The sequence below is a fragment of the Sphingobacterium sp. NPDC055346 genome, from assembly GCF_053645235.1.
In genome coordinates this window covers 322,230-345,366 of sequence record NZ_JBSHMI010000006.1, presented here as the reverse complement: position 1 = coordinate 345,366, position 23,137 = coordinate 322,230, and the positions used below count along the sequence as shown (strand labels likewise).

Below are 23,137 nucleotides of genomic sequence, written 5' to 3'. Positions count from 1 at the left end.
CAAATATTATGGAAGCATTCGAAGTATTAATTCCAATTTCATTTTTTGCTTGTATTGTACTGTGTACATATTTTATCAGCAAATATAGGTCAGAAACGATTACCAAATTAGGCGGACCGATTCCGAGAACACCGGGTAAACCAAATTCTTGGAAGAAAATTGGGGTTGTGGTCATTGGATTTGCCCTTGGATCCCTATTGTCAGGTCTATTATTTGCCTTGCACATTCTGAATGATTCTGATTGGGATGGTTTTATCATTATTGGGCTCATTGCCTTGACTGTAGGAGTTTCATTAATTATTGCGGATAAACAGGACAAAAAAGAAGAGAACAGCATTGATGGATAGTCTTTACATAGACAAAGTTCTTTCTGGAGATCGCCATGCCTTTAGCTACTTTATCAGTACCTATAAAGACATGGCCTTTTCCATTGCTATCTCTATTGTAAAAAATGAACATCTCGCAGAAGAAGTTGCACAAGAGTCCTTTGTTCAAACCTATCTTTCACTCAAAAATTTTAAGGGCAATTCCAAGTTCAGTACTTGGTTTTACAAGATCGTGGTTCATTGCTCTTACAAAATGATCCAAAAAAAAACCATTCAATTTGTCGAACTAGACCTAGGTCAGCATGATCTTCAATTTGATGACCATGCCTTGAAAAACTTGATGATAGAGGAACAGAAACAAATGATAAACGAGGTGCTGAGAAGGCTACCCAGCAATGAAGCCCTCGCCTTGAGGTTGTTTTATCTTGAGGAATTGCCCGCGGCGGAGCTATGTGAAATCACTGGCTGGACCACTGCCAACTGTAAAATCATTCTTTTTCGTGCTCGGAAAAGAATGGCATTTGAACTAAACAAAGAAATAAACAGCATGTATTATGGAAGAGAACAGGGATGACTTCAAGGAGATCTTGAAGATGGCTAAATTGGAGATGCCTTTTGATGATTTTGATGCTAAGGTAATGTCTAAGATTGAAAAAATTGAAGCAGAGAAAGAATCAATCAGTAAGTCCAGGAAATATGCATTGATATTTTTTGCAGCAGGTACGCTTTTTGGAATCTGCTTAAACTATCTGGTCACTGAACTGATATTTCCAAAAATCACAGATCTTCAGCTCCGAAATTATCTAGGATTATTCTCCCAGATGCTTTATGTCCTGCTGATCGTATTGTTCAGCGACAAGATCTTGAAGCTGAGAAGACATATTAAAAACCCTGAACTATAAATTTGCGGTTACCATTGTCTTAAGTTTTTATAAATCCTTCAAAAGCAAAGCCTAATTACATTAATAATTTTTACTTTTATTAAAATTTATTGATTTATGATGGATTTAGATCAGTATAAACTGCTGAAGTTTGTAAACACCAGCATGGACTTTGACAACTACTTCAAGTTGGTAAACGACAGTAAGGTGATGGAAATGATTACAGAAAGGCCCTTTGAATATGCAGAAGCCAGAGAGGACTTCAAAAAACTCTTAAAATTAAACTCCATCTCTCCTAACTTTGGTACCTTTAAAATAGTAGAAAAGAAAAAAGGTTCATTTATTGGATTAGCCAAACTTGAAATTACGGAGTCCAATGCTGACATTGCTGAATTAGGCTACATTATCATTCCTGAATTCTGGGGAAAAGGCATTGCCAGCCAAATAGCCGAACATTTAGTCCAATACTCAAAATCTATTAAAAACCTAAAGGGACTATTTGCCATAATTGATCCCAAAAATTATGCATCCAAAAAGATCTTAACTAAAAATGGCTTTCAATCTAGGGAATTCCGTGACTTTAACGGCCTTCCAGGGGAAATATTGGAGCTTATATTTTAAAAATATTAATGAAGAAAAGTATTAGAAACTACTATGTGCTCACTGGTGGACCGGGAACTGGCAAGACCAGCTTATTAACACTGCTTGCAGAAAAGGGGTTTCAATGTATTCCAGAAGTAGCCCGAGAAATCATCAAAGAACAAGTGTTGAACAGAGGCTCTGCTCTACCCTGGGCCGACAAAGAAGCCTATGCCAATCGGATGTGGTCTGAATCTCTGTGTTCCTATAAGTTGACCCTACAGCGATTTGAAAATGAGGTGGTCTTCTTTGACCGAGGCTTGTTGGACAGCATTTGCTATATGGAAATGGAAGACATAAAGATCAGTCAGGAAATTCAGGATGACCTGAGTTCAGCTTTGTACAAAAAGGTATTTATCCTTCCACCATGGGAGGAAATTTACGTAACGGATTCTGAAAGGAAACAATCTTGGGCCGAGGCATTGGAAACCTTTGAATCCATGAAAAAAGTATATGAGAAATATGGTTATGAGACCATTGAAGTCCCCAAACTGTCCATAGCGGAGCGGGTTCAATTTATCGAAAGGAATTTATAAAAAAGGCTACCTAAAATATTAGGTAGCCTCTCCATTTTAAATTATCGCCTTAATTTTTAGATTGGTAATCTTTATTTTGAGTCAATTTAGGATTACGTTGAAGTTCATCCAGAGAGATTGGCCATAAAAGGTCAGAATCTTTGAATGTAGCTCCTGAAGCATTTTTGCCTCCAACTAAGTTTATGTAAGTAACTTTTCCTTTTTCAGTATCTGAAATAACAGGGAATTTACCGGTACGCAAACAGTCGTCCCACATCTTAAACTCAAGTGGCAATTCACGAAGACGTTCAGTCCATACTTCTTCAACAAAGGCAGTTGGAGAAAGAGCCTGAAGTTCTGTTGTGTACTGGGCCACTGTTTTATTGGTTGTGCTCGCACGAGCTTTGATCCTTGCCAAGTATCCTGCAGCTTCTGCGGTAACCGCATTGGCAGCTTTAGCTGTACTTTCAGCAGCGATCAATAACGCCTCTGCATAACGGTAGATATTGAAATCTTTGGTACCACGACCAGAAGTCAATATCGCAGCCTCATCTACATAGTACCAAACACCTGCATCATCAGATTTCCATATCTTTCCAGTGTTCGGGTTTTTATATTCCCAATGGAAAAATTGGTTAGGCTGGATCCTTAAGTCGTCTGCTTTGTACACGTTCAAGAACTTTTTGGTCGGTCCATAAACGCGTTCGAAGATGGCATATTTGTCAAATACAGCCGTAGCAGAAGAGTTGAATCCATAAGTTGGCCACCAACCACTTGAAGAAATCGTTCCGTCAAATTCATACGCATAGATTGACTCTGCTAAGTTATCTGTAGTACGCAACTTGTTGTAAGCACTCTTCAATTTTAAGTCCTCATTTGCTGTCAAGCTGTGCGGAGAGTTTACCACCATTTTAGAATAGGTTGCAGCCTCTGCAAATTTACCTTGTTGTAAATAAACATTCGCAAGCGTCATTGCCGCAACATATTTAGTAATACGGTTCTTGTTCTCTGTGAAAGTCACTGCTGGCAATCCATCGACCGCATCTTTAAGATCTTTCTCGATAGCTTGATAAACCGTAGCTACAGGAGAACGCTCAAGGTAAAGGTTGTCAAGATTTTCAGTAGGTTCCAAGTGCAAAGGCACATCTCCGAATGTTTTCACCAAATAGAAGTAGTTGAAAGCTCTGAAGAACTTAGCAGTAGCGATCAAGGTCTTCTGTTGGTTGGCATCCGTAAATGGAATCTCAGGGATATGTTTCACGGCACCATTAGCGATATTGATGGAATTGTAACTATCATTCCAAATCGTGTTCATGGTGTTGGATACGATACGGGTGTTTTCCTGTCTGTTCAATAATCTTGAATATTGACAGATCAACTCTTGGTTTTCATAAGAGTTGGTAAAGTACCCCGTTAAAAAGGTAGGGATGGAAGCCGTTGGACCGAGGTATGCACTTCCTGCATTTCCGTATCTTACGGTAGCTCCCCTACGGTATAATGCATTGACATTTCCTATTGCTTGGGCCTCTGTTTTATAGAAGAAATTTAAAGTCTCATTGGACTTAGGCTGTTCCTCTAAAAACTTCTCACAGGAACTCAGACCAAGCACACCTGTCAATAGTATAGCGATTGCAAAATTTCTAGTTTTCATAATAATAATTCTATAGATTATAAGGTCAGGTTAACTCCGAAAGTGAAAGTCTTGGCTCTTGGGTAAGAGAAGAATGTCATGTTCTGACCGAATTTATTTCCTTCACCCAATGAAGTACTTTCAGGATCGTATCCTTGGAAGTCTTTGTTGGTAAACAACCATGGGTTATTCGCACTTGCATAGATACGCAATGCCGAGAAGCCCATTCTGCTAGCTAGGTCTGACTTGAATGAATAACCCAATTGTAGCACGTTAACACGTAGGTATGAACCATCAACCACCCATTGTGAATCCACATTGGTATCCTGTCCAGCGTGACCATTGTTTGTCAAATATATCGCCTGCTGCATGGTACCTGGATTAGTTCCATTATATGCATCGGTCAAGATAGTTTTCAAACCATTGGTAATACCGAAACGGTCATAGGTCGAGTGGAAGAACTGTTGCATGGTCTCTACTCCGTAAACAAACTGAAGGTCAACGGTTAAGTCGAAATTCTTGTAGTTCACGGTGTTGATAAAGCTACCCATCCAATCAGGCACACCTTGTCCTAAGATTCTTTGGGTCGTAGAACGTTTTGGTCTACCGATCTTGTTCTGATCGATCTCTCCGTTTTCGAAATCCTGAACGGTATAGATCTTTTCTCTTTCGTATCCATAGAAACTGTTCAAGTTCTCGCCTACACGGATGATACTGTTAGGTCCACCAACCCATCCGTTCAATAGGATGTCTTCGTTGTTTTCACCTAGTTTCAACACCTTGTTCTTGTTGTAGCTACCGTTCAAGCTGATATTCCAGGTTAGGTCATCTCTGCGGATCGGATTGGCAGTAACCAATACCTCTACCCCACTGTTTCTAACTGAACCGATGTTTTTCCAAACATCATTGAATCCTGTTGAGTAAGGAACCGGTGCTCTCAACAATAGGTCTGTTGTTGTTCTATTGTAGTATGAGATATCAAAGTTCAATTTGTTTTCGAACAAACCTAATTCAAAACCAGCATCATAAGTTTTGGTCTTTTCCCATTGTAATCCAGGGTTACCAAGGTTTCCTACCACATAAGATGGTTCACGGTTACTATTGATCAAAGTAGTACCCGCGCCGATCATGAACAATGATGAATATGGATCGATCTCCGAGTTACCGGTGATACCGTAAGACGTGTGAAGTTTTAGGTTGCTAACTGTATTTTGGTCTCTCATGAACTGTTCGTTGGAAACATTCCATGCTAAACCTGCAGATGGGAAGAAACCATATTTCTTATCCTGTCCAAATTTAGAGGAACCATCCGCACGAGCAGTTAAAGTAACTGAATAACGGTCATCGTAGCTATAGTTACCACGAACGAAATAGGAGTTCATCGCCCATTTGTTTGTTCCTGAACCTGGAGAACCTGGGATAGAACCAACACCTAAGTTGTTATATTCATAAGCATCGGTAGTAAACCCTTCCGTACGGGTATTGAAACCGAAATAGGTACGTTCCTGCCAAGAAAGACCCGCCATAGCATTTACCCTATGTTTGTCGAAAGTCTTGTTGTAGGTTAGGTACGTTTCTTCTTGCCAATACAGGTCATTCCAGCTGCTCACTTCAGCCCAACCGTTAGGTCTTGAGATATTATTCAATAAAATAGAAGAATATCCTCTGTATTCTTTTCTGTGGTTGTCAATACCGAATTGAGTTTTCAGGTCTAAACCATCAGCAATATGGAAAGTCAATGCCGCATTACCGAAGATTTGGGTATTGTAGCGCATTCTCTTCTGCAAATCCAAGATAGAAACTGGGTTAGCCATACCTTCAAATGCCAATACGTTAGAAACCGTTGAAGATGAAGAGTTAGTGTATTTACCATCCGGTTGGTAGATAGGTAACCATGGAAGCATTTCGATCATGGTACGACGTGCATCCTGACCACCACCATCCTCTGGTGTATGTTGGCCCCAAGTATGGTTTGCCAATAAGTTCACACTAGTCGATAACCATTCCTTAACTTTAGAATCATAGGCTAATTTACCGTTGATACGTTTGCTGTAGGTATTGTTCACCACCCCTTGGTTTTCTGAGTAGTTTAAGAACGCACCAACCGATGAATTCTCGTCACCTTGTTGGATATCGATCTGGTGGTTATGGGACAGGGAATTCCTTGTCGCCTCTCTCTGCCAGTCCGTATTGTACAAAGGATTACCGCTTGCATCGAAATAGTTCGGGTCATTGAACCAGGAAGTCTTGTTCAGGTTCCAGTTCTTGCCCTGCCATTTGTTTTCGTTCTCAAGACCGATCATAAAGGCATCCACCCATTCCTGACCGCTCAGAACATCCATGTAGCGCTGAACAGAGTTACTGCTCACAGAACCTTGGTAGCTGATTGTCCTTCTGCCATCCTTGTTTCCCCTTTTGGTCGTAACCAAGATAACACCGTTGGCACCACGCGCACCATAGATCGCTGCTGAAGAAGCGTCTTTCAATACTTCGATACTCTGGATATCGTTCGGGTTCAACAAATGGAAATCTTGCATCACCACTCCATCCACCACATAAAGTGGGTTTGAAGAAGAGTTGATGGTATTTGTACCACGGATAATCACCCTATTGGCATAGGCACCTGGCTGGCTCGAGTTGGAATAGATGTTGACACCTGGCGCTTTACCCCTTAAGTTTTCTAGGGGACTGAAGCTCTGTGCCTTGATCATGTCCTCTCCTTTTACGTTGGAGATCGAACCCGTCACATCAGACTTTCTCATGGTACCATAACCTACAACCACCAATTCCTCGATCTGTTGATCGGAACTTTCTAGAGAGAAGTTCATGGTGCTGGAACTTACCGTTTTCTCCTGGGACTTGAACCCTAAGAAATTGGCAACGATTACCTGACCGGTATTTGCTGCAATGGAGAAGTTACCATTGTCGTCGGTCTGCGTGGCGGTATTGGTACCTTTGACAGAGATGGTCACCCCTCCCATAGGCTGGTTAGTACCTGCATCACGGACAACGCCTGAAACGGTCTGTTGCTGCAAATTAGTGGTTAGGACTGCGTTCGGTCCAAAGCTAACATTGGCATTAGCCGGACTGTAACTAGTTGCGAGGAGCACTAAGGGAATAATCCATAGCCTCTTGCCTCTACGAGTAAAATTGTCAGAATTCCACATAAAAATATAGTTAATAATAAATAATGCTAAAACGATTTATAATTTTGGCTCTAAAAATCTCAAATACAGGTTTCCTAATTAAATAACTGTGTTAGGTGTTCTCTTCAATAGTTAAAGTTCATCACGAATTAACGCAATAAATTTGATTTCAGCTATACTTTTTAAAAATTTTATAAACTCTTTCGTGTTTTGTAATAATGGTTAAGGAATGTAAATAGTTATAACTAGCTATTAAATTATATTCTAATAGCAAAGACAGCAATTCACAATAGTTAATTTTACTCAATAAATTTACAGGAAAATAATGGAAAACCTAAACGGAATTGTAGATATATTTCTATATAATCAGTAATTATGAGAAAATGTAATTCTGAAAAAATCGATATTTTTTTTATTTCAAGACAATAAATGGAGTTTTTTGGAGGACATGGGAACAAGAAAGACTCAGGATTTTGACGCTAGGAATGAAATATCCTCAACTTCAAGCACATGCTTATTGTAACCATGTATGGATACGACGATCATGGCTTTTGCGACTTCTTCTAAGGTTAGGAAATAGGTTCTGTTGAACGGTCTCAGGATTGGATAGAGGGCAGTAATCAGTTTAAAGATACCCTTGACATTTTTTGCACCGGGGGTAGGACGCATAAATGCGGGACGAAAATTGTACACAGCTTTAAAAGGAAGTTTCATCAGGTCATTTTCAGTTTTACCCTTTACTCTAGCCCACATGGTCCTTCCTTGTTCGGAACTGTCGGTTCCTGAACCCGAAACATAACAGAAAGTCATGTCTTTATTAATGGCCAACAGTTTTTTGGCAAAGCCTAAAGTTAGGTCATAAGTTAACATGCTGTATTTTTGTTCATCCATGCCTACGGAAGAAACCCCAGCACAGAAGTAACAGGCATTGTACAAAGATAGATCCTCTCCTATGCTTTCAATATCCTGAATATCAGATAGAATCGCTTGTGATAATTTGGGGTGTTGTAGCGGATATTCCTTTCTGTTGACAATCAATACCCTTTCTACTTCAGGATTGACTAAACATTCCTGAAGCACTCCTTCCCCAACCATTCCAGTTGCCCCCGTAATAATCACTTTTAATTTTTGCATACCTATTCTAGATTCCAATATCTTGAATTTAAAATTCTACATAAATTATTCCAAAAATTGAATGTACAACCACATAAGTTTTAAACCAACATTAATTAACAAATTGACTTCTTGCTATTGTTTCTTAAAAATTAACACAAATACATATTGCAGAAATATTATTCACCCAAATAACTAAACTACAAGCCCAACTATTGGATAAATACGGGTATTAATATTAAATTAATATTATTAGCATGATTACTGCTTCCTACCACAATCTTGATCCAGTGATCCGATCCAGTTAGCCTAGCTATCTGTGGTAAAATTCTCAATGGTCTTAGTTTCCGCATCTCCAAACAGACATCAAGAATAATGATTGATTTGTACCCTTTTTTTGATTTAGGATATCGATTTCGTCAAATTAATAGAAGCTTTACATTCCTCTTGAATAATAATCCTTTTTTTAATACAGTTGTATGCTTTAAACTATGCTGATTTGGCCTTTCCTTTCGCTATGCTTGGTAGTTCTTGAAAAAAATCAAGAATAATCTTAACCTAGAATAAACTTTTACTCATTTCCATTGTCTATCTTTAAACAATTAGCGCTAGAAGAAATTAAAATAAAGCGCATTTAATGCCAACACACTAACTGATAACAGATTATGAAAAATTTCACTTTCCTATTCTTATTCCTATGCTTAAGCTTGTTTTTTACTAGCTGTGACAAGACCGAAGAAAAAATTGATTCCGAAGACCCATCCTTTCAACTCATTGAGAACCACAAGGAAATTAAAGGAAAAGTATCTTTCAATGGGGGGAATGAAAATTGCGGAAAAATTTATGTTTCGGCCCAAATTGAAGCTGCGGAAGGTAAATATGCTGAAATTACCTTTACCATACTCTCCAATGGTGAATTGGTATCCGTAAAGTACAACACAAACACTCCTACTGGACATGGTGTTTTCTATTCCCAAACTATAGAGCCTAAAAAATCCTTTTCTATTGAAGACTTTAAATATGACCCACAGAATCAAACGGTGTCATTTAAATTTAAGGGAAAGATTTTTGAATTCCCAAATGCTAAATCTGAAAGGGAAATCGAGGGATCCATCCAGGCCAAAGAGATTGGATCTGTGGGATGTGAAGCACTCATTTTTGACATTAGAACCACTAATCCAAAATTTCAGTTCTTTTCGACAATAAGCTCTTCTGGTAAATCGCTCTCCAACCTTACGAATGAATATTATGATTACAGGTATAATACCTTTTCCAATTCAGGCCAACATTTGGTATTAAAATTAGAAAATGGCATATCCAGCTATTTGGGTCAAGAAATTGATCTTGATGTAGAAAACCAAAAAAACTGGGTTGAATATATGGAATACATAGGACCTTTTACTGCAAATTACAACTATAGTATAAATCCTGGAGAGTGGAAAAAATTTAAGGTCAAGGGAAAAATCCAATCCCTAAAAAAGCATTCAAATCCTCCAGAGAGTTTTGGAACTTATTACGAGGGTTTCATGGTATTAGATATCTATGATAAGGAGAAGCTGATCGTTGAAAATGCAGTCTTACCTTTCGAGGTAAGTAAATAAAAATCTTTAAGTAAAGGCTAAAAAAGACATCCAATTTAACTTAAATTGGATGTCTTTTTATTAAAAAGGAAGAATAAATTGCCAAAATCATTTAAAATTTGTTTATTTAAATTTTTAGAAATCTCCCTATCAGGATCATTTCAGGATGAACTAATTATGACAGAACGTAAGACTTTAAAGGATATTGCCAGAGACTTAAAACTATCTATTTCTACCGTTTCCAAGTCTCTATCAGATAGTTATGAAATCAGTGAGTCTACTAAAAAAATGGTGAAAGACTATGCTGAAAAACATAACTATGTCCCTAACAAGGTCGCTCGGACATTGAAAACAGGCAAGACCAACACGATTGGTGTCATCGTTTTTAATATCAGCAATACGTTTATCTCCCAAGTCCTTGATGGGATCCATAAGGGATCCCAAATTGATAAATATGATATCATCATCATGCAGAGCCGTGATGATGTCAATTTGGAAAAGCATGCCATTGAGGTGCTAAAGATGCGTGGAATTGATGGCCTTTTGATATCCCCTGTTTCTTTCAATTCAAATTATGAACAATTAAAGAGCCTACAGGATTCGGGGATCCCAGTGGTTCTATTTGACCGGGTAAACCATGACCTGCAAACCCATAAGGTTGGAATCGACAACCAACTGAGCGCCTATGATGCCACCGAACACCTCCTGAACTCTGGAAGGAAGAATATTTTACATATCACGGGTAAAAACATAGGAGTTTCGGAAGCCAGATTAGTAGGGTTCCAGAAATGCCTGAAAGACCATAAGATAGAATTTGATAATAATTTTTACCTAGAATGTGACTATAGCAAACATGATGAAATCGAAGATTCAATCATAAAAAAGCTGAACTATCTAAAATCTACAGGAAACATGGTCAATGCCATCTTTGGTGCAACCGATGACATCACCACCCTGACCTTGGGCATATTAGCTGAAATGAACATCAAGGTTCCCGAAGAGGTTTCAGTCATTGGCTTCTCCAATATTAGGATTCCAAACTCCCTTAACCCGTCCCTTTCCACAGTGGTTCAACCTACAGAAGAGATTGGAATGATTGCCTTCCAAAAGTTAGTTGAGCTGATCAATGCCAAATACCCAATTGAGGAATATGAAACCATTGAACTAAAGACTAAATTGATCCCTAGGAAATCTTCAGTACTCTAAAAGCAAAAACACCTATAACAAAGTACAGGTGCTTTTAAATAATATCTTAAAGTCTATAACGTAATCCTATAAAAATCGTAGATGGATCAATTCCTTCTGCTTCAAAATAAAACTTAGGTTTGTATCCCACAAAAGGAGAAAACTTCTTGATGTCGAACTGGAATCCAGCCTGCGCATTTATGATAATATCATTAGCATCCGTGCCACGAATCCCTTCAAAACCTAATCCTGCCCCAACAAACACACTCGGCATCTTTTTCAAGAGCAATACAGTATATAGATAATCGGCACCTATATAGTAAACATCATAATCACCTAATCCTACCTGAGCTTGAATAGCTTGTCTTTCTCTGAAATCATATTTAGCATTGACCGAATATAGCTTGGCATAGGTGGGCGACTCCATGTTCCATTCTAAATGTGCTCCGATAGAAAATGGATTAGACTGGGCATTGGAATGCAAATGAATAATAGTAATTAGAGTTAACAAGAAAAAACTCTTTGTAATTTTAAGCATAATGATTTGTTAGTGGGTTAATAAATAATCGCCAAATATATAAAAATAACTACATCAACAATGCTAAATATAAAAAGGGAGCAGAATAACCGCTCCCTTGAAAACTAACCCTAATAATATTAGAAGGAAGATTATTTCCACCCCCCTCCTAATGCTTTATATACATTAACAACTGCATTGAGTTGTTGTTTTTTTGTTTCGATTAATTCGAGCTTTGCATCCAATACGTCCCTTTGTGTCATCAAAACTTCTAAATAATCTACCCTTGCAGACTTGAAGAGTTCATTGGATACATCAATGGATTTATTCAATGCATCCACTTCTTGGTTCTTATAGACATATCCTTTCTCCAAATTGTCAATATTGGACAGCTGGGTAGATACTTCGGTGAAAGCATTCAACAGGGTCCGTTCATAATTATAGATGGCTTGGATCTGCCTTGCATTTGCGGAATTGAATTCCGCCTTGATGGCGTTCTTATTCAAAAGTGGTGCAGTAAGGTCCCCCGCTAAATTATATAACAAGGATTCCGGCAACCTGAAAAGATAAGATGGTTTAAATGCCTGAAGACCAAAAGCAGCTGAGATATCCAGTGAAGGATAGAATTCCTTTCTGGCCACCTGTACATCCAATTTTGACGCAGCAAGTTCATGCTCTGCCTGTAGGATATCAGGGCGGTTATTCAGCAATTGACTTGGAATCCCCGTTCTCACTGTTGCAGGAACTAGATCAATAAAATTAGCTTGGTTTCTTGCAATTTCCTGCGGATACCTACCTAAGAGAAAATTGATCCTGTTTTCCGTTTCCTTGATCTGTTGCAAAGTAGAAAATTCCATTCCCTTGGTTTTTGCAACCTCTGCCTCAAACTTTTTAACAGCCAATTCCGTTACCCGGGTTGCTTCCTTTTGGATCTTCACGACCTCCAAGGCTTTGTCCTGCAGCTGAATGTTCTGACGAATGATGGACAGTTGATTATCCAAGGCCAATAACTCATAATAGGAATTGGCCACTTCAGCAATCAGGCTGCTCAGCACAAAGTTCTTACCTTCCACGGTTGCCAAATAACGGTTTACCGCTGCCTGTTCAGAATCTTTTAACTTTCGCCAGATATCAACCTCCCAATGGGCAAAAACAGAAACATTTAGATCACCTAAGGGATCGGGCATCTCATGTCCAGGAGTAATTTCTGTGGAAGCATCACCTGCTCCTTGCGAGGTATAGCGACCCACTTTTTCGACTCCACCCCCAGCTCCAATGCCCACGATAGGTTTCAATGCTCCTTTTCGGAGCATGATATCATTCTTGGCAATCTCCAGTTCCTGAAGGGTAATGTTCAGTTCCTGATTATTCTTTAAAGCAGTATCGATCAAGGAAATCAGGTTTGGATCTGTAAAGAACTCCCTCCATTTCACGTTGCCTGAGTTTGTGGCATCTTGGCTGGCCAATGAATCCACAAAACTGGTCGGCATTACTTTATTTTCTTTCTTCTGCGTTGCCTGAGGCACTTTACAGCTTGATACAGAAAGTGCCAATATTCCGACGGCAACCCAATTGAAGCAGTTATATTTTTTATTTTCCATCGATTTCTTCAGATAAAGGGTTTTCGTCTTCTTGTTTAATCAATTTACGTTCGGAGGCGATTGTCCCGAAAATAAAGTACAATCCCGGGATCACAAGGACCCCGAAGATGGTACCGAACAGCATCCCTCCTGCCGCCGCGGTACCGATCGTTCGGTTCCCAATAGCACCTGGACCCGTAGCCAGGACTAATGGAATCAATCCTGCAATAAATGCAAATGAGGTCATCAAGATCGGTCTGAAACGGACTTTTGCACCTTCCATGGCTGCTTCAAAAATGCTCAGGCCTTCTTGATGTTTCTGAACAGCGAACTCCACGATCAACACGGCATTCTTACCCAGCAGACCGATCAGCATGACCAGTGCAACCTGCGCATAGATGTTATTCTCAAGATGCAGCAGTTTCAATAGGAAAAAGGCACCGAAGATTCCGACAGGTAGGGAAAGTATCACAGCAAATGGGAGGATAAAACTCTCATATTGCGCTGCCAAAATCAAATAGACAAAGCCTAAACAGATCATGAATATATAAATGGCCTGGTTACCACGGGCTACCTCATCCTTCGAAATACCCGCCCAATCAATGGCATAGCCACGTGGCAAGCTTTTCAGAGCAACTTCATTTACTACATTGATCGCTTCGCCAGAACTAAAGCCCTGTTTCGCTGACCCAGAAATCTCTGATGCCAAATACATATTATGTCGGGTAATCTCTGAAAGTCCATATACCTTTTCCATATGCATAAACTCAGAAAATGGCACCATTTCGCCTTTATCATTTTTGGCATATAGCTTTAAGATATCCTCAGGCAAAGCTCTATATTGAGGTAAAGCCTGAACCATGACCTTATATTGTCTATCGAACTTGATGAAGTTGGTTTCATAGTTCGATCCCACCAAGGTAGACAGGGTGGTCATCGCATTATCTATGGAAATACCCTTTTGTTGAGCTACTTCATTATCGATTTTTAAAAGGTATTGCGGAAAACTTGCACTAAAGAATGTAAATACAGATGCCAGTTCTGGCCTATTGTTCAACTCCTTCACAAAATCCTTGCTCACCTGTTCCATTTTCTGGAAATCATTGTTACCGGTTTTATCCAACAACCTCAATTCAAATCCTCCGGCTGCTCCATAACCAGGTACTGCTGGTGGTTGGAAGAACTCAATGGATGCTCCAGGAATGTTTTCAGCACTTTTCTCCAATTGCTCAATGATCTCTAAAGCTGATTCCTTCCTTTCTTCCCAACCTTTCAAATTGATCAATAGTGTCCCGGTATTTGCTGCCGTACCTTCATTCAGGATTTCATAACCTGCAAGTGAAGAAACGGATGCTACACCATCGATATCCTCTGCTTCTTTCTGCAAATCCAATGCAGCCTTATTTGTCCGTTCCAAGGTTGATCCTGGTGGGGTCTGTATAATGGCATAAATCATCCCTTGGTCTTCATTGGGGATAAAGCCTGAAGGCACACTATTATTTAGGAAATAGGCTCCAATACAAAAACCGATCAATATCAGGAAGGTTAATATGCGTTTGTTTACAATCTTACTCAGCAACTTGACATAGCGGTTCTGCATATTGTCAAATCCTCTATTGAAGGAATCCAGGAATTTATCAACGATGGATTTCTTACGAGGCTTTCCATGGTTGTTCTTTAGGAGAATGGCACATAATGCCGGAGTCAAGGTCAATGCCACAATACCCGAAAGGATAATGGAGGTCGCCATGGTAATCGAGAACTGACGGTAAAAGATGCCGACAGGTCCCGACATAAAGGCTACAGGAATAAACACCGCAGCCATCAAAAAGGTAATTGCGATAATTGCACCTGCAATTTCATGCATAGCCTTTTTGGTTGCTTTATAGGCTGATACATGGTGTTCCTCCATCTTCTTGTGCACTGCCTCGATGACGACGATCGCATCATCAACGACCACCCCAATAGCCAGCACCAAGGCAAAAAGGGTGATCAAGTTGATGCTGATCCCAAAAAATTGCATAAACAAGAATGCTCCGATCAAAGACACAGGAACGGCAATCGTCGGGATCAAGGTCGATCGTAAATCCCCTAAAAACAGAAATACCACCAAAGCCACCAAAATAAAGGCTTCGACCAAGGTATGTACTACCTTTTCCATAGAAGCATCCAAGAATTTGGATACATCGTAACTTATCTCATAGTGCAGCCCTTTGGGAAAAGATTGCTGCAGCTCTTCCATTTTCGCTTTGACATCCTTGATTACCTGAGAGGCATTACTTCCATAGGATTGTTTCAGGACAATCGCTGCAGAAGGTCTCCCGTTCAAGGTGGAGTAGATATCGTACATGGCAGAACCGAAATGTATATCGGCTACATCTTTCAATCTCAAGATCTCCCCATTTGGATTTACCTTAAGGATGATATTGCCATATTCCTCCTCCGTCGTAAAACGTCCGGAATACTTCAGGATATACTCAAAGGATTGGGATTTTATACCCGAAGACTCACCGGCTCGACCTGGAGAAGCTTCTAGGCTCTGTTCCTCAAGGGCTTTCATCACTTCTTCTGAAGAAACCTTATAGGCTGTCATCCGATCGGGTTTCAACCAAATACGCATGGCATATTCCCTGTTTCCCAAGATATCGGCGACACCCACACCTGGAACACGCCTCAACTCTGACACCACATTGATATCGGCAAAGTTGTACATGAAATTCCCATCCAAATCCTTTTCGTCACTGTACATATTGATGTACATCAACATATTGGATTCCTCACGGGTTATTTTTACCCCTTCACGGACCACAATCGGTGGAAGCTTATTGACTACCGAAGCTACCCTGTTCTGTACATTGACGGAGGCTTGGTTAGGGTCGGTCCCTAAATCAAAAACGATCTGAATACTGGCTTCCCCATCATTTCCGGCATCGGAAGCCATATATTTCATGCCGGGCACCCCATTGATTGCCCTTTCTAATGGGATGATGACGGCTTTGATCATCAACTCTCCATTCGCACCTGGATATTCTGCTTTCACATTTACCTTCGGTGGAGAGATTGACGGAAATTGTGTTACTGGCAATTGTGTCATGGCCAATACCCCTAAGAATACGATAATAAGGGATATGACAATAGAAAGTACCGGTCTATTTATAAATCTGTTAAACATGTTATTCTATTTTTTTCCATACAACTTATTCTGTTCTGATCTTTAAATTTGAGATGGCATCTTTCGGCTCCACATACTCATATTTGATCTTTTCGCCATCCTTAACTTTCTGCAATCCTTCTAGAAGGATCTTATCGTTCGGCGCAATTCCTCCCGCAACGACATATAGATCGGGTAGCGAAGCACTGATCTTGATCGGTTGCGAAACGACTTTTCCATCCTTGCCGATAATGAATACATACTTTTTATCTTGAACTTCGTAAGTTGCCTTTTGTGGAATCAATAGGGCACGCTTCATTGGAACTTTCATCAAGACCTTTCCAGTCTCTCCGTTCCGCAGTAATTTATTCGGGTTAGGGAAGCGAGCACGGAAAGCGATATTACCGGTTTCGATATCGAACTCTCCTTCAATGGTTTCCACCATGCCCTTATGTTCTAACTCTTCATTGTTCGCCAACAATAGGGAAACGTGATTATCGGCACGGTTGGCCACATTGCGTTGATAATCTAGATACTCGGGTTCGGAGACATTGAAATAGGCAAACATCTGCGAGTTGTCCGACAAGCTCGTCAATAGCTCCCCTTCATCAACCAGACTTCCCAATTTCAATGGAATCCTATCAATAGTACCATCAAATGGTGCTCTAACCTCTGTAAAGTTTAAGTGTATTTTTGCTATAGCTGCCTCAGCCTTTGCCCGTTCCAGTTTCGCTTTTGCCATTGCCAGTTCATTCGGCGATACGATATTCTTATCAGACAGGTTTTGGGTATTCTGAACTTCGATCTGCGCGACTTCAACCTCAGCCATTTGTTTGTTCAGTTCGGCTTGGTACATGGTAGGCTTGATACGGAAAAGCAACTGACCCTTTTTGACCGTTTGGCCTTCATCGACATAAATTTGCTCGAGATATCCTTTCTCCAGCGCACGCAATTCAATATTTCTTACGGATTTAATCTGGGACACATACTCTTTGTTAAAGCTCGTGTCAATTTCTGCCGGAGAGGTTACAGTGTATTTGAAAGCCTCTTCCTTTTCTTCTATTTTTTCATTGCAAGACACTAGGCACAGTGCAGCCAGTGAACACATAAGCATGACAACTCTCTTCATTTTGTTTTAAAGATTTTTTTAAAGTTTTTGAATGTAAAATGGGCTTGAACCCAAATGAGGGATAAGGACATTCAATAGTCAATGAAGATTGTTAGTGCTTAAGAAAATAATAATTAAGATACCATTAAATCAACAGCATAAAATGCCAATGACCATTGAAGTATCAAGGGTATTAAATTCTCAAGGAGCGTTGAGAAATGAAAATAGGATTGGGATTATTATCGAGGATAAAATCCGTAGATTTCTGATGTGCTTTTTTTGGAAAAAACAACAAAAAAGAAAACGCAATCAGACAAGAATAGAAAGCCATCTGAAGATGATAGTCCTTCCACAGTTGGAAATCCTCAGATTCTTGTTCTAAAAGGATATGCTCTGCATGCCCTCCTAATCCATTAGAATTTGTTTGCGTGTATTTTAACTTTTGAAACTCATGTTGCTGAGCTGGGCTAATACTGCCAGCAAAGTTCTCCATAAAACTGATAGCGGGTCTATCAGAATGATTGATTACCTCATGACTATTCCCACTCCTTATTAACAGGAAGAAGAAAAAAAGTACAAATGTGACAATCGTTTTCATTTGAAGGCAAATATACTATGTGAAATAATAATTCAAATGGCTTTAACAGATTTTAACCGTCATAATTCCGTCAGTAATTCATTATCAATTATTTAATTTTTATTATCAATCATTCCATTAGTGATAATTATCCCTTTTGTCGTAAATTTAACCTAGAGTAAAGACCAAGTTCAATATCCCTGTAAAGAGGAAATTTGAATAGCAGAGGAAATCGCAAATATATTCTTGCCCACTATTCTAAATATTTTAATTAACATTCCATTTCTTAACATACATCAATGTGCAAGAATAAATTTCCCCTCATCTTTGTTGAACAAAAACAAATAGAGAATAAATAAAGAGAATAATATTATGGCAAATTGGAACTTAGATACCGCACACAGCGAAATCGAATTTAAAGTAAAACACATGATGATCTCCACAGTAAAAGGTCATTTTGAAAACTTCAATGTTAGTGTAGAAAATAGCGAAGATGTACTAGATGCTGCAAAACATGTATCAGTAGAAATCAAAGCTGATTCCATCAACACTAAAAACAGCCAACGTGATCAACACTTAAAAAGTGAAGATTTCTTCGCTGTATCTCAATTCCCAGATATCAAATTTGTTTCCACTGGAATCGAAAAAGTAGATGACGATGAATTCAAATTAACTGGTGACTTAACAATAAAAGATGTGACCAAACCTGTTACTTTCGATGTAGAATTCGGTGGAATTGGTAAAGACCCTTGGGGCAACCAAAAAGCTGGTTATACCGTTTCTGGTAAAATCAACCGTAATGACTTCGGATTAACTTGGAATGCTGCCCTTGAAACTGGTGGTGTAATGGTGAGTGAAGACGTGAAATTCCAAGCTGACTTACAATTCGTTCTAGCATAAGTGAATTATTAAAAACAGGAAAGGCCAGATTAATCTGGCCTTTCCTGTTTTTTAGACTTAAGACATAAGACACAAGATAGTAGAATTTTCAGCCGTCCTAAAACAGCAGACTAAATTCAAACTTCCCCCCTTAGAAAGGCTCTTGTGTCTGATGTCTAGTGTCTATTGCCTTGAGCCTAGTGTCTTCATGCTCTTACTAACGATCATGACATCCTTGGCTTTCAAATTAAACTGACCAGCACGTTTAGCCTTCAATTTTATGGTTAGGATCAAACCATCTTTGGAGTTGATGACTTCCTTATCACCTAAGTTCACAAATGTAGGGTATAAGGCTTTCTGACCATTGCTATGCAATCTGTCATTGGTCATATTGTTCATTTGTTTTGCGAGATGATTGTCAATTCCTACGAATTCAAAATCTTGAGGATTATATGGCAGGGCAAATGAGAATGCATTGACATCCTTCAAGTTATCTGCTTTCACGTGAACTTCCACGATATCATCCTTGCTGAAATTAGATTTAGATGCAGAAACCTTCAGTGATCCTGAAAGCTCTTCCTTCGGATCTAACTCAACGCCCCCTTCTAACTTCGTAGCAACAGCTGAAATATCATACGCGTCAATCAACCCATTTTTGTTGATGTCTCCATTGCTCACGTAGCCCTCAAAGTCGGCATCTCCCATTCTCAAACCTGTATAGTTGGTATAGGAAGTCAGGTCATTGATATCGATCAATCGGTCATTATTGATATCACCAGGACGGTAACTATCCGTTCCAGGAACCTTAAACACATATAACTCCCTTCCAGAACCAAAATCTCCAACAGCTTTAGAAACTTTCAACTTCACAAACCTTGCTTTCGGCTGGTCCCTAAAGCTGAATTCCTTCATACTATCATTGTTCTCCCATTTGAAATCACCGGCTTCAGTCCACACCTCCTTATCATTGCTGAATTCCACCTTACCTTCCAACAAGATTCCATTTCCTCTTCCCGATCTTGGTAAATATTGAAACTTATCCAACTGGTTAAAACTGTTCAGGTCCACTATCAAATCAAATGGAACTGCCTTCTGTCCCCACTTCGTATGCCACATATTACCCTCATCAAAATCCACCAAATTATCAACTCCCTCTGATCCTTGATTAGGCACAGATGTTTCAGCAGATAATCCCGTTATGGCAAATTGCAATGGATTCGATTTGGTAGTCTGTTCAAATTCCTTCCAATCTGAAACACCATCCTTGTTTACCGACCTGATCTTGAAATTATAATTGGTTTCAGGTTTCAATCCTTCAAACAGGAGATGATTGTCTTGGATATAACTATACTGCTGTCCATCAAATTCTATTTCATAATAGTCTGCATGCTCTACCCGATCCCATGTTGGCTCTAAAGTATAAGCCTTTGTCTTTTCCTCTGAAATGCTAACGGTACTCGGTGCGCTGAGTACCCCTGTCGATTTTTTAAAGCGATCTACTGGCGCATATTCAAAGCCTTGAATTGTTAAACTGATCGGATTTATGGTAACATCAGTTTCCTCAACTTTCACCAATAACTGTGGATTCTTAATGATCTCTGTTTGCTCAAATAGGGAGCCTTTGGTAGAGAAAGCATTCAAATTCGGCCTTCCCTCATAATAGTACACATTATTTGAACGCTCAAATTCTGCCTTAGAATTCACCTCCTTCAGTTTTAAGTTTTTCTTTCCAACTTTCACCGCAATCTTCTTCGGCTTTTTGGTCATATTGACCCAAAATTCAGTGCTCTTTTCCTTCTCAAAACCTTTAAAATCACCTTCGGCATTATGAACCAGAATCTTCACCTCTGCCTTCTTTTCAGCATCCGATTCAATACAGGTATAAACCCCCTCTTTATTTAGATAAGCTTGGGTAAAACCATCATCATCATATTCGTAGAAATGCGATTTCCCAGCAGGATAGATTTCATATATCCTGTGTTTTTTATTGATTTCTTGGACATTATTGTTAGGGTTTGTTCTAGGAATAATTGCTCCGGCCTTAATAAAGACCGGTGTTTTCCAGATCGGAGCATCAAAATTATTCACGATGGTGTTCCCTGCATAGAGGTCGCCAGAGAAATAATCTATCCAATTTCCTTCCGGAAGGTAAATACCGTTACGGATATCATTCCCTAAGGAATCAACTTTGGTTTCCTGATAGATTGGAGCAACCAAAATAAAAGGTCCATACAGGAATTGATATTGCGTGGCAGAACCTTGGGTATAAGGGTTAGGATAATCCAGCATCATCGCGCGGATCATGGGTTTTCCATCAATGGCCTCCTTTGCTATACTGTATGCATAGGGCAAAAGCTCAGATTTCAACTTCAGATAGTTTCTGTTGATCGATGTAAAAGGTTCACCTAGAGCATGTGGGTATTTTTCATTCGAACCCCAGCCGTCCATATTCAATTCCATCGGTGTAAAGGTCTTCCATTGGAAATCTCTTGTATTCACCTTTGTGTTCTTTCCGCCGAAAATACCATCCATATCGGAAGTGATATTAGGTTGCCCCGACAAACCAGAACCAATATAGGTCGGAATATGGAATCGTATATACTCCCATTGCCCTCCGGTCTGATCACCAGACCAGATACCAGCATATCGTTGCGTACCTGCCCAGCCATCCAATGAGATAATAAATGGACGTGCATCATTGCCATAATATGGCATGATATGTCCCACATCGGCAACACCGTTCAACCCGAAGGAATATCCCGCACCGACCCAGGCCACATCTGTTTTTAAAACACGAACCCCAGCATCACGAACCTCTTTCACGATATCCCTTTGCAGCAAGGCATCTATACTATCCTTTGGATGCAGATCTGATTGCGTCCAAAGCCCTATCTCCACGCCTTTTGAACGAGCGTATTCACCTAATGATTTAAGGTTTTGGATATTTCCATCTAATGTTTTCTCTTGCCCATATCCGGCTCCATATCCATCATTCGGCAATATCCAACCCAATGGCATATCATGCTGTTGATACCGATCAATCACCGCTCTTGCTGAAAATTGATAATTGTTCTTTTCGCCGTTCAATGATTCCTTGGTACCGCCTTCATCCTTTTGGCTTTCCTTATACCGTTTCCCATCTTCGAATAAAACGCCTTTTTCATCTTCCTTCCAAAAGTCGCGGTTGTAGGCATTCAGGTGCCCTTCATAAAAACCAAACTTTGGCAACAATATGGGGTTTCCGGTTAACTGATAGAAATCGTTCAATACTCCGACCGGATTATCGCTGACCATAAAAAACAAGTCCAGATAATCGGTATCATGGCTAAGCTTTACCTTTCCTTTTTCAGTATTGCCAAAATCATACTTCCCTTTCTTAAAGGTGTACCACATCATACCGTAGCCTTTAGTTGACCAATAAAAGGGAGTTGGCGAGGCTACACCCCCATCTGTCCAATTATTGGTATTCTCGATAGCGATGGATTTTCCTTTATGGGAAAAACGACCGTTCTGCACACCTCCACCATAAAAGTATTCCGTTGGATCTTCAGCTAACTGAAGACTAACTTTCTTCTTGTTGAATGCTATTGGGGCAATTGATTGGGTTACCAATTGCTTATTCTTGATGTTGTAGATCTTAAATAGGCCATTTGCTTTGCTGATTTCCATCGCGGCTTCCTTACTGGAAATAAACCAGGAACCATCTTTCTCATTGACTTCAAAATTGTGCAGCTTCTTCCGAGGATTATTTACCAAGATCTGGGCAGCTGGCTCTGCCTGCGGGTCCCTCAGCACAGCAGATTTATTGTCCTGAAATAACCTGAAAATATTGTCAGCATAAAAATCAACCAATAATAATTGATCGTTACTGAATTTGATTTGGACTGTAGTGGGATTAATCTTCTGCACCGATTGAACCCGGACAGAATCTTCTTGAGTTTGTTGTTTTAATGTTCCTGCAGCAACAAAACTTGTCGCAGGAGATGCCGTGCTAAATAATAGCGATAAGCCCAAAGCCCAAAAGAGCTTTTGTTTGTTTCTATACATGCTATACGATCAAATAAAATACTTCTATCTGTTTATAATCGTATGTTTTAAAAAAGGTTTTTAAAGGTATAAAAGTTTAACAGTACTCTATATTTATTCCACAAATATTTTACAGAAATAAGGAGCCATCCCCCTGTTCATTAAAATCTACATATTAAGAATGATAATTAGCAGCAGCGTAAAACATGGAGTTAATTCAATAATTAAATTAAGTTAAAAGCCAGTTTTTATTCAAATTTTTTAAAAACTCTTGAAAAGGGATT

At 39.5% G+C, this 23,137-nt stretch carries 17 protein-coding genes; 8 read left to right on the top strand and 9 right to left on the bottom strand.

Going from position 1 to position 23,137, the window contains the following annotated elements; genetic code table 11:
* Positions 1-8: 8 nt before the first annotated feature.
* The 5 genes from ACWICE_RS14370 to ACWICE_RS14350 all read left to right on the top strand — a co-directional run bounded on the left by ACWICE_RS14370 (position 9) and on the right by ACWICE_RS14350 (position 2,382).
* Entirely contained in the window at positions 9-347 is a 339-nt protein-coding gene (locus ACWICE_RS14370; protein WP_185213833.1) for a hypothetical protein, read from the top strand.
* A complete protein-coding gene (locus ACWICE_RS14365) occupies positions 340-900 on the top strand; it encodes an RNA polymerase sigma factor (RefSeq protein WP_313262194.1) in 561 nt (186 codons plus the stop codon). Before ACWICE_RS14370 ends, ACWICE_RS14365 begins: the two co-directional genes overlap by 8 nt.
* Positions 881-1,228, top strand: coding sequence for a hypothetical protein (locus tag ACWICE_RS14360; RefSeq protein WP_454298647.1), 348 nt, complete (start codon positions 881-883; stop codon positions 1,226-1,228). The genes ACWICE_RS14365 and ACWICE_RS14360 overlap by 20 nt, the downstream gene beginning before the upstream one ends.
* Before the next feature lie 96 nt (positions 1,229-1,324).
* On the top strand, positions 1,325-1,828 hold the full coding sequence (locus ACWICE_RS14355; RefSeq protein ID WP_214648504.1) for a GNAT family N-acetyltransferase: 504 nt from the start codon (positions 1,325-1,327) through the stop codon (positions 1,826-1,828).
* An 8-nt stretch (positions 1,829-1,836) separates the two neighbouring features.
* Positions 1,837-2,382, top strand: a complete 546-nt coding sequence (locus ACWICE_RS14350; protein WP_454298646.1) for an AAA family ATPase — start codon at positions 1,837-1,839, stop codon at positions 2,380-2,382.
* 49 nt (positions 2,383-2,431) lie between these two features.
* Here ACWICE_RS14350 and ACWICE_RS14345 read toward each other — a convergent pair whose 3' ends face one another.
* The 3 genes from ACWICE_RS14345 to ACWICE_RS14335 form a co-directional block, all read right to left on the bottom strand.
* Positions 2,432-4,012, bottom strand: a complete 1,581-nt coding sequence (locus ACWICE_RS14345; RefSeq protein ID WP_185213829.1) for a RagB/SusD family nutrient uptake outer membrane protein — start codon at positions 4,010-4,012, stop codon at positions 2,432-2,434.
* 17 nt (positions 4,013-4,029) lie between these two features.
* Positions 4,030-7,158, bottom strand: a complete 3,129-nt coding sequence (locus ACWICE_RS14340) for a SusC/RagA family TonB-linked outer membrane protein (protein WP_185213828.1) — start codon at positions 7,156-7,158, stop codon at positions 4,030-4,032.
* Positions 7,159-7,602: 444 nt separating this feature from the next.
* Complete coding sequence (locus ACWICE_RS14335; RefSeq protein ID WP_454298645.1) at positions 7,603-8,271, bottom strand: NAD-dependent epimerase/dehydratase family protein; 669 nt, start codon at positions 8,269-8,271, stop codon at positions 7,603-7,605.
* Positions 8,272-8,915: 644 nt separating this feature from the next.
* On the opposite strand from ACWICE_RS14335, the gene ACWICE_RS14330 reads away from it, so the two are divergent.
* Both ACWICE_RS14330 and ACWICE_RS14325 read left to right on the top strand, forming a co-directional pair.
* Complete coding sequence (locus ACWICE_RS14330; protein WP_454298644.1) at positions 8,916-9,851, top strand: hypothetical protein; 936 nt, start codon at positions 8,916-8,918, stop codon at positions 9,849-9,851.
* Between the two features lie 156 nt (positions 9,852-10,007).
* Positions 10,008-11,036, top strand: coding sequence for a LacI family DNA-binding transcriptional regulator (locus ACWICE_RS14325; RefSeq protein ID WP_185213824.1), 1,029 nt, complete (start codon positions 10,008-10,010; stop codon positions 11,034-11,036).
* A gap of 46 nt (positions 11,037-11,082) precedes the next feature.
* On the opposite strand, the gene ACWICE_RS14320 is transcribed toward ACWICE_RS14325, so the two are convergent.
* The 5 genes from ACWICE_RS14320 to ACWICE_RS14300 form a co-directional block, all read right to left on the bottom strand.
* Positions 11,083-11,526, bottom strand: coding sequence for a hypothetical protein (locus ACWICE_RS14320; RefSeq protein ID WP_454298643.1), 444 nt, complete (start codon positions 11,524-11,526; stop codon positions 11,083-11,085).
* 158 nt (positions 11,527-11,684) lie between these two features.
* Entirely contained in the window at positions 11,685-13,133 is a 1,449-nt protein-coding gene (locus tag ACWICE_RS14315; protein WP_454298642.1) for a TolC family protein, read from the bottom strand.
* Positions 13,123-16,284: an efflux RND transporter permease subunit gene (locus ACWICE_RS14310; protein WP_454298641.1), complete on the bottom strand. Its 3,162-nt coding sequence runs from the start codon at positions 16,282-16,284 to the stop codon at positions 13,123-13,125. Before ACWICE_RS14310 ends, ACWICE_RS14315 begins: the two co-directional genes overlap by 11 nt.
* A 25-nt stretch (positions 16,285-16,309) precedes the next feature.
* Complete coding sequence (locus tag ACWICE_RS14305) at positions 16,310-17,392, bottom strand: efflux RND transporter periplasmic adaptor subunit (protein ID WP_454298640.1); 1,083 nt, start codon at positions 17,390-17,392, stop codon at positions 16,310-16,312.
* 172 nt (positions 17,393-17,564) lie between these two features.
* Positions 17,565-17,969, bottom strand: coding sequence for a hypothetical protein (locus ACWICE_RS14300; protein ID WP_454298639.1), 405 nt, complete (start codon positions 17,967-17,969; stop codon positions 17,565-17,567).
* Between the two features lie 351 nt (positions 17,970-18,320).
* Here ACWICE_RS14300 and ACWICE_RS14295 point away from each other — a divergent pair, with 351 nt between their 5' ends.
* On the top strand, positions 18,321-18,848 hold the full coding sequence (locus ACWICE_RS14295) for a YceI family protein (protein WP_185213819.1): 528 nt from the start codon (positions 18,321-18,323) through the stop codon (positions 18,846-18,848).
* 162 nt (positions 18,849-19,010) lie between these two features.
* Here ACWICE_RS14295 and ACWICE_RS14290 read toward each other — a convergent pair whose 3' ends face one another.
* Entirely contained in the window at positions 19,011-22,874 is a 3,864-nt protein-coding gene (locus ACWICE_RS14290) for a TIM-barrel domain-containing protein (protein ID WP_454298638.1), read from the bottom strand.
* Positions 22,875-23,137 lie beyond the last annotated feature (263 nt).

Bases quoted from the DNA above. Each gene is read 5' to 3' on its own strand.
- ACWICE_RS14310 (WP_454298641.1), bottom strand. From the start codon at position 16,284: ATGTTTAACAGATTTATAAATAGACCGGTACTTTCTATTGTCATATCC.
- ACWICE_RS14360 (WP_454298647.1), top strand. From the start codon at position 881: ATGGAAGAGAACAGGGATGACTTCAAGGAGATCTTGAAGATGGCTAAA.
- ACWICE_RS14305 (WP_454298640.1), bottom strand. From the start codon at position 17,392: ATGAAGAGAGTTGTCATGCTTATGTGTTCACTGGCTGCACTGTGCCTA.
- ACWICE_RS14325 (WP_185213824.1), top strand. From the start codon at position 10,008: ATGACAGAACGTAAGACTTTAAAGGATATTGCCAGAGACTTAAAACTA.
- ACWICE_RS14295 (WP_185213819.1), top strand. From the start codon at position 18,321: ATGGCAAATTGGAACTTAGATACCGCACACAGCGAAATCGAATTTAAA.
- ACWICE_RS14335 (WP_454298645.1), bottom strand. From the start codon at position 8,271: ATGCAAAAATTAAAAGTGATTATTACGGGGGCAACTGGAATGGTTGGG.
- ACWICE_RS14345 (WP_185213829.1), bottom strand. From the start codon at position 4,012: ATGAAAACTAGAAATTTTGCAATCGCTATACTATTGACAGGTGTGCTT.
- ACWICE_RS14355 (WP_214648504.1), top strand. From the start codon at position 1,325: ATGATGGATTTAGATCAGTATAAACTGCTGAAGTTTGTAAACACCAGC.
- ACWICE_RS14300 (WP_454298639.1), bottom strand. From the start codon at position 17,969: ATGAAAACGATTGTCACATTTGTACTTTTTTTCTTCTTCCTGTTAATA.
- ACWICE_RS14350 (WP_454298646.1), top strand. From the start codon at position 1,837: ATGAAGAAAAGTATTAGAAACTACTATGTGCTCACTGGTGGACCGGGA.
- ACWICE_RS14315 (WP_454298642.1), bottom strand. From the start codon at position 13,133: ATGGAAAATAAAAAATATAACTGCTTCAATTGGGTTGCCGTCGGAATA.
- ACWICE_RS14365 (WP_313262194.1), top strand. From the start codon at position 340: ATGGATAGTCTTTACATAGACAAAGTTCTTTCTGGAGATCGCCATGCC.
- ACWICE_RS14370 (WP_185213833.1), top strand. From the start codon at position 9: ATGGAAGCATTCGAAGTATTAATTCCAATTTCATTTTTTGCTTGTATT.
- ACWICE_RS14290 (WP_454298638.1), bottom strand. From the start codon at position 22,874: ATGTATAGAAACAAACAAAAGCTCTTTTGGGCTTTGGGCTTATCGCTA.
- ACWICE_RS14340 (WP_185213828.1), bottom strand. From the start codon at position 7,158: ATGTGGAATTCTGACAATTTTACTCGTAGAGGCAAGAGGCTATGGATT.
- ACWICE_RS14330 (WP_454298644.1), top strand. From the start codon at position 8,916: ATGAAAAATTTCACTTTCCTATTCTTATTCCTATGCTTAAGCTTGTTT.